Raw genomic sequence first — 12,756 nt, 5'->3', positions numbered from 1 at the left:
GTAACAATTTCCATGTTAGAATGATTACAAATAAAGCAGTGTGATATTTATCACACCTTTTTGCCACAACTTACCGTTCATTTTCGGTTAACTTTTGACAACATTGTGAACAAATGAACATAAGTTTGTGATAAAATGAACAATGTTGAAATTTGAAAGGAGCTGCAGTGATGAAGAAATCAAAACTTTTTTTGGTCTCCCTCACCTCGATCATGGCTATGCTGTTGCTTAGCGGCTGTGAAAACAATATGGTGGTATTCAACCCAGAGGGACCAATCGCAAGGCAAATTCTTGAGTTAATCAACTTTTCGATTGCTTTGATGCTGCTTGTTACAGTGGTTGTATTCGGGCTTTTCGCTTTCATTGTCTGGAAATACCGTGAGCGAAAAGACAATTTGGAGTATGAGCCACCAGAAGAACACGGCAGCACAGTGTTGGAGATTATTTGGACAGTGATTCCAATTTTGATTATCGTTGCTTTGACCATTCCAACAGTCAAAACAATTTATGCAATAGATGAAATACCTAAAGGCTACGAAGATAAAGAACCGCTTGTCATTAATGTTACTTCTGCTGACTGGAAATGGATTTTCAGCTATCCAGAACAAGGGATCGAGACAGTCAACTATGTGAACATCCCTGAAGACCGTCCGATCGACTTTAAGCTGACTTCAGCGGGAACGATGCAGAGCTTTTGGATTCCTGCGCTCGGAGGTCAAAAGTACTCTATGGCCCATGCCGAGACTCAGCTCTACCTTGTCGCTGACAATCCTGGCTCATATGTAGGCCGAAATACAAACTTCAATGGCCAGGGCTATGCAGGAATGGAATTCGAAGTCCTCTCCCAGACACAGGAAGATTTTGACCAATGGATTAAGGACGTAAAAGAAACAGCACCAAAAATGACTCTTGAAGAGTATGAAAAAATGCTTGAGCCATCACACTTTGGCCGCAAGACATTCTCAAATACCCATCTTGAATGGGTCGATCATTCCGATCCTCACTCAAAGAACTACACAAATCCTGAAATGTATGACAGAGGACATGGATGGCCAGGTAAGATCTTTGAGGACAAGGATAATTACAAAAATAAAGACGGTAAAGACTCTGAAACTATGAATCATAAAGAATCAGAAACTGAGGATTCTCACGGAGGTGAGCACAGTGGGCATTAAATGGGATGAATTTTTCGTAACCGGCGATCCACTGATTTTTGCATCACAGATTGGTATTGCTCTAACACTAGTAGGTGCCATAGCTGCAATCACTTATTTTAAAAAATGGAATTACCTTTGGACTGAATGGCTGACAACCGTTGACCATAAGAAGATCGGGATCATGTATATCCTGCTTGGTGTCGTGATGTTTTTCCGTGGCGGAATTGACGGATTGATGATGAAAGGCCAGACGGCAGTACCGGAAAACGAATTCCTGAATGCACAACATTACAATGAAGTCTTTACGACCCACGGTGTCATCATGATCCTTTTTGTGGCGATGCCGCTATTGATCGGTCTCATGAACTTTGCTGTTCCATTGCAGATCGGCGCTCGTGACGTCGCTTTTCCACAACTGAATGCACTTAGCTTCTGGCTGACTGTAAGTGGTGCTGCGCTCTTTAACATTTCATTCATTATCGGTGGTTCACCCGATGCAGGCTGGACTTCCTACTTCCCTCTTGCCGGAAAAGAATTTAGTCCGGGCATTGGGAATAACTTCTATGCAGTTGCCTTGCAAATTGCCGGTGCAGGTACATTGATGACAGGTATTAACTTCGTTGTCACAGTATTAAAAATGAGAACTAAAGGCATGACCTTGATGAAGATGCCAATGTTCACATGGACATCATTCATTACATCAATCATTATCGTTGCCAGCTTCCCTATTTTTACTGTGGCGCTTGCATTGATGACATTTGACCGCACATTCGGGACACACTTCTTCACGATTTCCGGCGGCGGCATGGATATGCTATGGGCAAACCTGTTCTGGTTATGGGGACACCCTGAAGTTTATATTGTCGTCCTGCCAGCTTTCGGGATGTTATCAGATATTATCTCGACTTTCGCCCGCAAAACTCTTTACGGTTATAAATCAATGGTCATCTCAATTGTGATGATATCCGTCTTGAGTATGCTTGTTTGGGTTCACCATTTCTTCACAATGGGCAATAATGCTGCAGTGAACTCGTTCTTCTCGATCACAACAATGGCGATTGCCATTCCGACCGGAGTGAAGGTGTTTAACTGGTTGTTCACCATGAGAAAAGGACGGATCAAGTTTACGACATCCATGCTCTGGGCACTTGCATTCGTTCCTAACTTTGTTATCGGCGGTGTGACTGGCGTCATGCTTGCTATGGCTGCAGCCGATTACCAGTACCACAACACATTGTTCCTGGTAGCACACTTCCACTATGTATTGATTCCTGGAGTTGTGTTCCCGATCTTTGCCGGCCTTTACTACTGGTGGCCTAAGATGTTCGGCTATATGCTGAATGAAAAAATCGGTAAATGGCATTTCTGGCTGTTTGTAGTGGGCTTTAATGTCACATTCATGCCAATGTTCTTCTTGGGACTTGATGGTGCGGTCCGCCGTGCGTACACATATTCTGCCGAAACAGGATTTGGTCCATTGATGATGCTTTCTGCAGCAGGTTCAATCATTCTTGCAGCCGGCTTTGCGGCACTTGTCTACAATATTTACTGGAGCGCCCGTAACGCAGACCGCAACATCGGCAATGACCCTTGGGATGCAAGAACACTTGAATGGGCTACTGCTACACCTGTACAGCATTATAACTTTGCTTCCCTTCCGGAAGTAACAAAGCTTGATGCTTTCTGGCATATGAAAAAGAACAATGAAATTCAGCCTTTGAATGAAGATGAGATTGAAGAAATCCACTTGCCTAGCAACACCTGGATCCCGATTTATATGGGTGCAGTATTCGGAATCTCAGGGTTCCTGCTTGTATTTGAATGGACAATTGCTGCCGGCATTGCCGCACTTGGAATTTTTGCCGGATTGGCTTTCCGTTCATTCGATTATGATGAAGGATTCCATGTTCACAAAGATGAAATTTCTGAAACGGAACGCAAATGGAGAAAAGGCGCGAACAAAGGAGTGAAGAACCATGTCAGCTAAAGTCAACGCCGCTTTGCCGCTTGAATACCAGACAGAACAAAATAGGATGAATATCCTTGGCTTTTGGATCTTCCTTGGAGCAGAAATTGTCCTTTTCGCTACCCTTTTCGGCGTGTATGGTGTGCTCGGTGAGCGCCATGCGGGAGGTCCCACACAGAGTGATATTTTTATCGTAAAAGACGTGTTAATTCAAACCTTCCTGCTGTTGACAAGCAGTTTTACGATGGGCATTTCGATTTTCGAGATGCGCCGAAGCAATATCAAGGGCATGCTGATGTGGCTAGTCTTTACATTATTGCTCGGCGGCGGATTCTTATTCATGGAGATCCGCGAATTCATGCACTATGTACATGAAGGGGCAACGATGCAAACAAGCGCATTCCTGTCCAGCTTCTTCGTCCTGCTGGGAACGCACGGATTGCACGTCACAATCGGGATCGGCTGGGCAATCCTGCTGATCATCCAGATGCTGCAAAGAGGTTTGACACCTGTGACAGCCCGCAAGACGTTCATCTTTGGACTGTACTGGCACTTCCTTGATGTAGTCTGGATCTTCATCTTTACTTTCGTATATCTAAGAGGGTTGGTGATGTAATATGGATAATCAATCTAAAGGCTTCCCAATCAGCCATGTCATTGGATTCTTCATGTCACTCGTATTGACTTTCGGCGCAGCATGGATTGCCCTTCAAAGCTCTCTCTCGATGAAGGCAGTTATGTGGATCATCGGCACACTCGCAGTTGTCCAGGCCGGTATCCAGCTATATATGTTCATGCACATCAATGAAGGCGATGATAAAGTAACCAACAATATCAATATTATCTATTCAGCATTCATTGCAGTCGTCATAGTGGCAGGCTCCATCTGGGTCATGACATCTGGACACTCGCATTAATAAACCGAAACCAGGCTCTTTAATTAGGAGCCTGGTTTTTTTGTTTATCGATTTCAATATTTTGGCCAGTAGCGTCCAAGCCATGGATAAAAATCGATGGAACTATGCTATTTCGCTTTTATGTCCTTTAATCAAACGCAGCCGAGGCAGCTTCCCTTCTTTCTTGAACAAGGAAAACATCGCAAAATTGAAGACCGCCAGGAATAATGACAGGACTGCATGCTGGAACCCATGTGAAACAACAGCAAGGAATCCGCTTACAATACAATAAATACCAACTAATAAATAAAAGTACATAAGAAGTTTACCCACTTCTCATTCCCCCACTTTTTCGTATGTACTGTTTATATTAACAGAATTTACGAAAAAATGTCACATAATGTTCACAATTAACTTATTATTTTTCACAATTAATTCATATTTCTTGAAAATCTAATCATCTTTTTATTTAAACTCACTAAAATGACGGTTTGGAAAGGGAACAATTTCCGATTTCACCCTTCAGCCTCGGCTCAAAGTAACTTAGATTCGTCAGGAAATAACAGGTTTCAGGAAAATGGTGCTCCAGGAATCGAAGGGTAGATTTATTCAGCAGCGTATCTTCTTTATACCTTTCAACCATATTCTTGATAAATTGATTCATTTCCAGTGTCGTTTTCCCCACTTCATAAACAAAGGCCTTTTGTCTTGCAAAGCCGGGTTCTTTCACCCTTAGATAATTTTTCAGATGATGGTTCTGGACGATGTACAACTGATATCTTCTCTTAAATTCCTGTGCTGCCGCATTGGCTCCTGCTTCTATTGGATCAAGCAAATTTTCAAAAAGCACCGCATGTCCGAGCTGATCCTCGAGCCAAAGGTCCATAAGCTCGACAATTGAAAGCCTGACTGGCTCCTGCCCATGTACGAGGTACTGTAATATCCTTAAATATTCCTGATTTTCACTAAGAGTTCCATTTAAGTATGTGGGTGAAAGATTTAAATTGATCTGGTTGTCAATACGCATCGCCTGCAGGGTTCCTTCAAAATCAAAATAGTTTTTTGCAACCGTCCATGCCATCCTTGCAAAATCAATCATCTGGCTGTCTTCGTAATCAGCATTTCGGGGTATCCCCTGAAGCCTGTTTAGCAAATCAGCGTATAGTTCAATATACTGCTCTGCCTGAAGTACGTACTCTTTTTCAACCGGCGATAATGCATCTCTGACAAAATAGGCATGATCCTGCAGCATTTCCAGCCAAAACGAATGTTCATCCCAAAGAGAAATCATCCATATCTCCTCCTTTATCTTCTAAATACATACTGTTTAAAATAAGAAGAAATGAATGAACGGCTAATAAATTTTTATAGATACTCATCATTTAGACCTTAATAGAGATAATAACAGTAATGCAGTAGACATTATATTACTTATAAAAGGAGGGCTTATGAAAAATTTAAAACTCTACATTGTGATCATGGCCATACTGCCTTGGTTTTCACTGCCCTTTCTTGATAAAAGAACTATCCGTAAATTTCTCCCTGGCACAGTGTTTATGGGCATCTATTTAATGTTCGAAGGAAGATTGGCGGAAAAAAGGAAATGGTGGTGGTTTCCTTTTAAAATAAAACCAAATGTACTTGCGGAACTGCCGTTGATTTGGGGTCCTTTTTTCATCGGATCTTTTTGGATTTTGAAGTACACCTATAAAAAGTTCAACTTATATTTGCTGGTCAATATCCTGATTGACTCACTGTTTACTTATTACGTTTTGGATTTTTTTAAGAAATTCGGCTATGTCACCCTGGTCCGGCTGACAAAGTTCCAGTTATCCATCGTCTTTTTATTCAAAACCTTCGTTTTATATGGATTCCAGGTTTTCTACGATAAAGTGATCAGAGGAGTCTCAAACTAAAAGTATAAAATGGGGACAGATACAAAGATTAATTCAAGGAAAGCGGGGTGATATTGATGGCAAGGCAAGGAATGAAGAATAGGGATCAAACAAGGGAACAAACCGAAAAGCATGATCAAAGGAATGACATTGAATTAGGATCTGAATTCCAGGTCGGAAATTCAAAATCACAGAGCCAGAAAAAAAGCGGCAAGCAAATCAATAAAAAATAGCTGAAAGGCGCTCATTACCGAGCGCCTTTTTACTTTATTTTACAACGTGGGAATTTCATGTTTTACTCCCCATTTCACAGGGAACGAAGGTAATATGAATGACAAGCAAATAGGAGGTGTGGAAAATGAGCTTACTTTACAGCAAGGCAATGGAAGAATTTAAGAAGGATGCAAAACGCCAGGCTGAGTATCAGAATAACAATACACGAAAGTCAAAATAGGTTTACTTTTTGAACTGCACATTCGGTTTTTTTCATCCTGATATCGAGGATGATTTTTTTTTGTTTTTTTAGGCTCTTTTCTCAAACTTTGTTGCTATTGCCTAAATAATAGGATTGAATTTCCTAAGATTATTCACACAATTAACGCTTATGCTGAGAAAAGAGCTTGCAAACTTAGTACGACATACAAAAGGGCTATTATCACGTAAAAATCGGCTTTAGGATTTTAACAACAATCTTTACGAAAACAGCCTTTTTTTAAGATCAATGCCTTAAGAATTTGATTGATAATTCGTTTATTTAATTACTTTTTGCCCAAAACTGCAATAGTATGATATTGTCTTGAATTTGGTCCTTTTACTACTTCTACCTCTAAAAAGCCCTGGTTCTTCATAATCGGGATTAATTGCTCTTCTATAATATTTCTTATTCCATCCCATATAACATCGTTTTTGCCATCACACAGGGTCAGTGTAATGCGACCATCAGGCTTTAAAACTCTATATATTTCCGATACTGTAGTAAATAATTCATCCCAAAAATAAATAGTATGGATGCTAAAAACTTTGTCGAATTGTTCATCTTGAAAAGGCAAACAATTTACATTTCCTTGTACAAAATCTGCTTTTTCTTCCATAAATGCTTTTTTATTTCGCATCTTAGCTGACCGAATCACAGTTGGAGACAGGTCCAATCCAACTACTCTAGTTTTATCTTGTTCCAAAATAAGTTTCATTGCATAACCAGAACCACATCCAAGTTCTAGAACACTTTCACCCTGTTGAATATTTAATAATTCAATGGTCCATAATGTTTCGGGCTTATGCTGCTTTACCATTTTTTCACCGATCACAGTACCAATTAGTCCTTTTGGTGTTCTGTACTGGTTATCTATATATTCTTGTATTCTCTCCATTAACTTCATAATTCACCAGCTTATTTTAGATATAAGATTTATATAAATTATTAATTCTCTTACACTACTCTTTATTCCTTCTTCAACGATTTGTCTTGCTAGCTATCCATGCTGTGATTGGATGGCTAATTCATTTTTACTTGGTAGTTGAAGACCTTCGAAAATAAAAAAAGAAGCAGTTCAATTCTGTAGCGAAATGAACTGCTAATTGGCGTTATTTTTACAGCATTGTACTCGTATTCATGATCCTCTTCAGTGCTCCTAGAGATTTTCGAGGAATACCCTGATGACATCGGCACCGCCAATGAAGGTCCCGAAAGAGCTTCCCAGGTTGGCGAGCACAACAATCAGTAAAATCCGGCTGACTTTGTTTCCCCAGAATCCTTTTACACTAAAAACATCTTCAGAAAGGGTTTCAAAGTCCTTCACATTTGGCCTGCGGATATACGCCTGTGTCAGACCGGCAAACCAGCCTGCTGCAAGCAAAGGGTTCAACGATGTGATCGGGGCTGCTATAAAGGCCGTCAGGATGGTCAGTGGGTGTCCCATGGCAATAGCTGCTCCCAGGGCAGAAAGGCTGCCATTCCATAAAATCCAACTGACTGTCTGGGAAAAACCCGCAGACGGATTTGCTACAAATGTGTAGATGATGATGGCCATAATAAACACAGGAATGCTCCAGCCTATGATTTTTGGCCATTTGGATTTTGGCGGAACCTCCCTTAGTTTTTTCAGGTCATGTTCTTTTTTAATCTGTTCCTTGATGCCTGGTACGTGGGCAGCACCGAGGACAGCGACGATTTTTTCTCCTGGGGCATCCTTGATTTTTTGGGCTAAATACTGATCTCTTTCATCGATCAACGGCTTTTTCAAACGAGGAAAAGTTTCCGTGAACTCATTCAGCATCGCGTTGATTGTGTCCTGTTCCTTCAGCTTTTCAAGATCTTCCTCAGATATGCTCTCCTTGCTGAAGATGCTTGTGATAATCTGGCTAAGCAGAAGGGCTTTTCCTTTCAAGCCCAGATTTCCCCAGATCCGTGAAAAAGTGATCTGGATATTACGGTCGGCAAGAACAAGGCGTGCTCCGACTTCCTTTGCGGATTCAATCCCCTGGATCATTTCCTGACCCGCTTTGATACCAAGATCCTTGGCCATCCGATTTTGGAAGGATGAAATAGCCAGATTCATCAATAACAGCGATGCCCTTTTTTCCTTAATGACCTGGATAATATCCATTTCCTGCCACTTGGAGCCTTCCGTAATCGTTTTGTATCGCTGCTCGTCCAGTTCGACACATACGGAATCCGGCCTCTCAGCCTCAATAACTTCCTTCACCTGCTCTGCACTGTGCCTTGATACATGCGCAGTCCCGATTAATATGTATTCCTTGCCATTCATGTCAATTCTCGTTATATTATCCTCAACCATAGATACCTTCCTTTTAAGAGACCAATGAAAGCCAACTATATGTATTTTATTCCACTATTATAACATGAACAATAGGTCCAAATAGAAAGAATATTTATGTATACAGAGAAAGGCCACACATCTTCATTACCTGACAATGTGCGGCCTCCTGAAAGACTTATTTTGAGTAGCTGCTTTTCAGTTTTGAAGATTTCCTGCTGTCCATCATTTTCTTGACGATTGGATACAGGACAGGTCCCCATTTAATAGCAGTTTTTATAAGTTTATTCATGAGTCATCCCTCCTCATTCTTAAAGGTTATATACCCAGACTTCCGGAAGGACAATCGTGCATATTTTGGAAATAACATAGCTTATTCAGCAGAAGTCAGCTCGTCTTCAGTAACCCACTTGTGATTCGTTACCCTATCCGATCCGTCTGTCGGCGTGAAATCGACCATGTAAACAGTCGTTGAAACAGCTGAATCGATCACTGCTTCTGCCCCTTTCATTCCCTCCATATGGTCCGTATTGATGATCGCTTTATCCCCTGGCTCCAAAGGCTTTTCACCTGCGTCCTTCAATTCTTCATGGATTACCCACTTATGGTTCTCCACTCGCTCGCCTCCATTTGTCGGGTCATAAGACAGCGAGTAGACGACTGTGTCATAAGCACCAACAATTGTTGCTTCCGCTCCGTCCATTCCTTGCATGTGATCAGCGGTGATGATAGCCTTGCTGCCCAATTCAAATTTTGGATTTTCCGCTACTTTCAAACCCTCAGGCAGTTCTCCTGAACCTGAATGCTCCATATTTTCATGAGCACTGTGACCGCCCGTTCCTGATTGATCTTCCTCCCCTGTGCACCCTGTTAAAAATAGTGCCGCCGACAATGAAACTATGACCATTAGTCCTTTGATACGTATACTCACTGTTTAAATACCTCCTTTTTTTTATATAAGAATTTATATCAAATAAATATGGAGATTTTATCGAGGAAGCAAGATTTCGCTTAAAAAAATGCTCTGTTTAACAATGCTGTTGATTTTCGTTCCGTGCATCGCTTTCCGCTGGAAGAATAATGAAAAAGCCCAACTGCCGGCTTTTTCAAAAGGCAATTCTTCCTGGCTGGCGCTGAGCCTCAGGACATTTATTAGCTTCCTCGAACCTGCCCACGCACGAAGGAAATGCGGTAGCATTTTCGGAGGAGTCTACGCGCCTTCCACTACAATCAAGAGGAGGTAAAACAAAATTAGGCTATAACAGAGCAAAAAACTAAAGAACTAATTTTCTAAAAGTTTTACAAGCCTGGAAAAAAGGTAAATTCCTTCTATAACATCAGCGAGGGAGAGTTTATGACAACAAGAATCTTTAAATTCATCGTCTTTATTATTTTTTTATCAGGTATGTGCGGTACAAATGCAAATGCAGAAAACAAAAAGCAGGTCGTCCTGATTTCATTTGATGGCATGAGAAATGACCTAACAAGGAGTTATGTAAAAGACGGCAAGCTGCCTAATATAGAACAAGTGGTCAAAAATGGAACTATCGCGAAATATTCCACTACCGTAAGTCCTTCTCTCACGGCACCTTCGCACGCAGCGATCGCAACAGGAGCGACTCCTCTTAAAACATCCATCGTCAGCAATATCTGGCAGCAGAAAGATGCAGCAATGACAAACCAGAAGGATGCTTTTATGAGTGAACTTGAAGTAGATCCGTTATGGGTATCAGCCAGGAAACAGGGAAAAACGACGGCCACGGTCGCTTTTGCCGGTGCCAATCCGGCCATCGGGAAACAGGCAGACTACACGATTTATTATGGAGATACATGGTCCCCTAGCAAACAGGAGAAGCTTCAGTTCACGGAGGCTTCGGGGTGGAGTGACCCTCCTGAGAGTTACAGCCCATTAAAGGAATCATCTTTTCACATTAAAGTCAAAGACGGTAAAAGTCAAAAAGTTCATGTGCTAGCCGTTGATTCAACCAATGACCAGGAAAAAAATTATGATTCATTCATGGTCACTGATCAAAAAGCCGAAAGAAACAACCCGGTCAAACCCAAGGGCTGGGGATCACTAGAACTGCGGGTTCAAGAAAACAAGAATGCAGGATTTTGGTTTAAGATCACTTCTGAGGACCCAACTCTGGACAATGGGGCCGTGATATACCAATCAGCAGTAACATCTGGTTTGATTGATGGACCACAAGGTTTTTCAGAACAAATCAGGGGAAAATTCGGTTTCTTTCCACCACAGGAAGATGACCGTGCACTTGAAGAGGGCTGGATATCAAGGAAAGAATATGAACAAATATCAGAAAGATTTGCAAACTGGGTAACTGACGTGTCCCTTTTTATCAAAAACGAGTTTGAGCCTGATTTACTGATGTTCTACGCTCCGCAAATTGACCATCAGGAGCATAAGTATTTACTGACAGACCCAAGACAACCTGGTTTTACAAAGAATGAATCAAAGAAAAACGCTGAATACATTCGATGGGCGTATAAGACAGCTGATAAGACAGTAGGCAAAACAGTCAAAGCTCTCGATGAAAATGACTACCTGTTCATCGTTTCGGATCATGGAATGGAACCCGCACATTCGGCGATCGAACCTAATAAAGTGTTGAAGGACAATAACCTTCTCGTCCTTGATTCTGATGGAAAGATTGATTACGAGAAATCCAAAGCAATTGCGATTCCGAGTGGATCTGCTGCTCATGTTTACATCAATCTGAAATCAAGAGAAAAGTATGGAATTGTCCCTCCTGAAAAATATGAGCAGGTTCGCACTGAAATCATCCAAGCTTTCGAGGGAGTTGAGGTGGACAGGAATGAGAATGGACCAGTCATAAAGTATCACCTTAAGGAAATTTGGGACAGCACCATCAACCTTTCTTTCAATGGATTAAGAGAGAATACAGAAAGTTTGTATGGTTACCTTACAAATGCGAAAGCACATCCATATCAGGAAATAAAGAAAATACCTCAAAAAGGCAATTTACAAGAACGGAATGCCGGGGATGTTCTCTTAATGGCGGCTCCAGGTTATATTATGGGAAAGGGTGTTACACATATTGTCAAACCGACATCTGAATTAGGAACCCATGGCGGGGATCCTGATCGGGAGAAGCTGAAAGCTGTCTTCATGGCCATGGGGCCAGACATTAGCAATGGCAAGCAAATTGGTTCCGTCTCAAATTTAGATATCGCTCCGACCATCTACAATCTGCTTGGATTGGAAACACCTTCATATGTTGAAGGAAAAGATATCGAAGAGCTTACAGAATAAAATAAGGCGAATCAGGACTCTCTTGATTCGCCTTATTCTATGTTTTTCCCCATGATCCATAACGGCTTGTCACGGAATTTTATTTGTTTTACCTGTTTAAACCCTTGTTTTTTCCAAAATGACAAACCCGGCTGATTACCAGCAAAACATCCCAATCGAACTTCAGGTATACCCCTTTTCTTCATCATTTCCTCATACATGGACAGAGCTTTTTCAGCCAATGATTGCCTTGTCCACGCTTTATGAATGATCAGCAATCCAAGCCACGGCTTCCCGTCCCTGGGATTTTTCATGATAAAATCTATGATACCGATGTATTTTCCTTCCACTTCAATAAGATAGCGCTCTTTCTCGAGGTTATGTCCCTCTTGATGTTCCTCCAGCAAATCTTTTTCATCTAATAAGCGCTTCCCATCCGCCAGCAAATTATAGTCGGGATGCGAATTCATGATTTCCATCTCAACAGAAATTTTCTCATGACTGCTTTTCACAAATTTCATCATATACTCCCCTATACATACATGTTTTTGTCTATGGTTATTTTAAGTATGAGGTGATAATCATGGATTTGCAACGGGTAAAAGAAATCCTCACTGCTGAAGATGAAATCTCCGTCCACTACCACGGAGTGCCGATTTGGATTGAAAGCATTGATGCTACTTCAAGTATGGCGGTCATCTCGGCAAGAGGGACCCAGGAAGAAAGACAGCTTGTTTCAATCGATGGTTTGGATGAAGGATAAAAGGCTCCCCTTTGGAGAGCCTTTTCTTTTT

At 41.4% G+C, this 12,756-nt stretch carries 14 protein-coding genes; 8 read left to right on the top strand and 6 right to left on the bottom strand.

Annotated elements, in window-relative coordinates:
* Positions 1–170: 170 nt before the first annotated feature.
* The 4 genes from qoxA to qoxD are packed head-to-tail and all read left to right on the top strand — an operon-like array spanning position 171 to position 4,040.
* Positions 171–1,175: a cytochrome aa3 quinol oxidase subunit II gene (gene qoxA / locus J7E38_RS10500; protein WP_214705704.1), complete on the top strand. Its 1,005-nt coding sequence runs from the start codon at positions 171–173 to the stop codon at positions 1,173–1,175.
* Entirely contained in the window at positions 1,165–3,144 is a 1,980-nt protein-coding gene (qoxB, locus tag J7E38_RS10495) for a cytochrome aa3 quinol oxidase subunit I (protein WP_215038436.1), read from the top strand. The genes qoxA and qoxB overlap by 11 nt, the downstream gene beginning before the upstream one ends.
* Positions 3,134–3,739: a cytochrome aa3 quinol oxidase subunit III gene (gene qoxC, locus J7E38_RS10490; RefSeq protein ID WP_144480928.1), complete on the top strand. Its 606-nt coding sequence runs from the start codon at positions 3,134–3,136 to the stop codon at positions 3,737–3,739. The genes qoxB and qoxC overlap by 11 nt, the downstream gene beginning before the upstream one ends.
* Position 3,740: 1 nt before the next feature.
* A complete protein-coding gene (qoxD, locus tag J7E38_RS10485) occupies positions 3,741–4,040 on the top strand; it encodes a cytochrome aa3 quinol oxidase subunit IV (RefSeq protein ID WP_214705702.1) in 300 nt (99 codons plus the stop codon).
* A 102-nt stretch (positions 4,041–4,142) separates the two neighbouring features.
* Here the strand turns inward: qoxD and J7E38_RS10480 are convergent, their stop codons facing one another.
* Together J7E38_RS10480 and J7E38_RS10475 are read right to left on the bottom strand one after the other, a co-directional pair.
* Positions 4,143–4,352: a hypothetical protein gene (locus tag J7E38_RS10480; RefSeq protein ID WP_214705701.1), complete on the bottom strand. Its 210-nt coding sequence runs from the start codon at positions 4,350–4,352 to the stop codon at positions 4,143–4,145.
* 145 nt (positions 4,353–4,497) lie between these two features.
* A complete protein-coding gene (locus J7E38_RS10475) occupies positions 4,498–5,310 on the bottom strand; it encodes a DUF2935 domain-containing protein (protein ID WP_214705700.1) in 813 nt (270 codons plus the stop codon).
* A gap of 157 nt (positions 5,311–5,467) precedes the next feature.
* Between J7E38_RS10475 and J7E38_RS10470 the strand changes: the two genes are divergently transcribed.
* Positions 5,468–5,935, top strand: a complete 468-nt coding sequence (locus J7E38_RS10470; RefSeq protein WP_214705699.1) for a hypothetical protein — start codon at positions 5,468–5,470, stop codon at positions 5,933–5,935.
* A 56-nt stretch (positions 5,936–5,991) separates the two neighbouring features.
* On the top strand, positions 5,992–6,147 hold the full coding sequence (locus tag J7E38_RS10465) for a hypothetical protein (RefSeq protein ID WP_214705698.1): 156 nt from the start codon (positions 5,992–5,994) through the stop codon (positions 6,145–6,147).
* Between the two features lie 525 nt (positions 6,148–6,672).
* Here J7E38_RS10465 and J7E38_RS10460 read toward each other — a convergent pair.
* The 3 genes from J7E38_RS10460 to J7E38_RS10450 all read right to left on the bottom strand — a co-directional run bounded on the left by J7E38_RS10460 (position 6,673) and on the right by J7E38_RS10450 (position 9,598).
* Positions 6,673–7,293 (bottom strand): class I SAM-dependent methyltransferase, encoded by a 621-nt coding sequence (locus tag J7E38_RS10460; RefSeq protein WP_214705697.1) that lies wholly within the window; start codon positions 7,291–7,293, stop codon positions 6,673–6,675.
* 252 nt (positions 7,294–7,545) lie between these two features.
* Positions 7,546–8,712: a TraB/GumN family protein gene (locus tag J7E38_RS10455; RefSeq protein ID WP_214705696.1), complete on the bottom strand. Its 1,167-nt coding sequence runs from the start codon at positions 8,710–8,712 to the stop codon at positions 7,546–7,548.
* A 352-nt stretch (positions 8,713–9,064) separates the two neighbouring features.
* Positions 9,065–9,598, bottom strand: coding sequence for a YdhK family protein (locus J7E38_RS10450; RefSeq protein ID WP_215038469.1), 534 nt, complete (start codon positions 9,596–9,598; stop codon positions 9,065–9,067).
* Between the two features lie 447 nt (positions 9,599–10,045).
* On the opposite strand from J7E38_RS10450, the gene J7E38_RS10445 reads away from it, so the two are divergent.
* Positions 10,046–11,983 carry an alkaline phosphatase family protein gene (locus tag J7E38_RS10445; RefSeq protein ID WP_214705694.1) on the top strand — a complete coding sequence of 646 codons (1,938 nt, stop codon included), beginning with the start codon at positions 10,046–10,048 and terminating at the stop codon, positions 11,981–11,983.
* A 32-nt stretch (positions 11,984–12,015) separates the two neighbouring features.
* Here the strand turns inward: J7E38_RS10445 and J7E38_RS10440 are convergent, their stop codons facing one another.
* Entirely contained in the window at positions 12,016–12,483 is a 468-nt protein-coding gene (locus J7E38_RS10440; protein WP_215038434.1) for a GNAT family N-acetyltransferase, read from the bottom strand.
* A 62-nt stretch (positions 12,484–12,545) separates the two neighbouring features.
* Here J7E38_RS10440 and J7E38_RS10435 point away from each other — a divergent pair, with 62 nt between their 5' ends.
* Complete coding sequence (locus J7E38_RS10435) at positions 12,546–12,725, top strand: H-type small acid-soluble spore protein (RefSeq protein WP_214705692.1); 180 nt, start codon at positions 12,546–12,548, stop codon at positions 12,723–12,725.
* Positions 12,726–12,756 lie beyond the last annotated feature (31 nt).

It is taken from the genome of Bacillus sp. ISL-35, assembly GCF_018613355.1.
Lineage (GTDB): Bacteria > Bacillota > Bacilli > Bacillales > Cytobacillaceae > Mesobacillus.
This window is presented reverse-complemented; position numbering and strand designations above follow the sequence as displayed.

Bases quoted from the DNA above. Each gene is read 5' to 3' on its own strand.
- qoxA (WP_214705704.1), top strand. From the start codon at position 171: ATGAAGAAATCAAAACTTTTTTTGGTCTCCCTCACCTCGATCATGGCT.
- qoxC (WP_144480928.1), top strand. From the start codon at position 3,134: ATGTCAGCTAAAGTCAACGCCGCTTTGCCGCTTGAATACCAGACAGAA.
- qoxD (WP_214705702.1), top strand. From the start codon at position 3,741: ATGGATAATCAATCTAAAGGCTTCCCAATCAGCCATGTCATTGGATTC.
- J7E38_RS10475 (WP_214705700.1), bottom strand. From the start codon at position 5,310: ATGATTTCTCTTTGGGATGAACATTCGTTTTGGCTGGAAATGCTGCAG.
- J7E38_RS10470 (WP_214705699.1), top strand. From the start codon at position 5,468: ATGAAAAATTTAAAACTCTACATTGTGATCATGGCCATACTGCCTTGG.
- J7E38_RS10465 (WP_214705698.1), top strand. From the start codon at position 5,992: ATGGCAAGGCAAGGAATGAAGAATAGGGATCAAACAAGGGAACAAACC.
- J7E38_RS10460 (WP_214705697.1), bottom strand. From the start codon at position 7,293: ATGAAGTTAATGGAGAGAATACAAGAATATATAGATAACCAGTACAGA.
- J7E38_RS10455 (WP_214705696.1), bottom strand. From the start codon at position 8,712: ATGGTTGAGGATAATATAACGAGAATTGACATGAATGGCAAGGAATAC.
- J7E38_RS10450 (WP_215038469.1), bottom strand. From the start codon at position 9,598: ATGGTCATAGTTTCATTGTCGGCGGCACTATTTTTAACAGGGTGCACA.
- J7E38_RS10445 (WP_214705694.1), top strand. From the start codon at position 10,046: ATGACAACAAGAATCTTTAAATTCATCGTCTTTATTATTTTTTTATCA.
- J7E38_RS10440 (WP_215038434.1), bottom strand. From the start codon at position 12,483: ATGAAATTTGTGAAAAGCAGTCATGAGAAAATTTCTGTTGAGATGGAA.
- J7E38_RS10435 (WP_214705692.1), top strand. From the start codon at position 12,546: ATGGATTTGCAACGGGTAAAAGAAATCCTCACTGCTGAAGATGAAATC.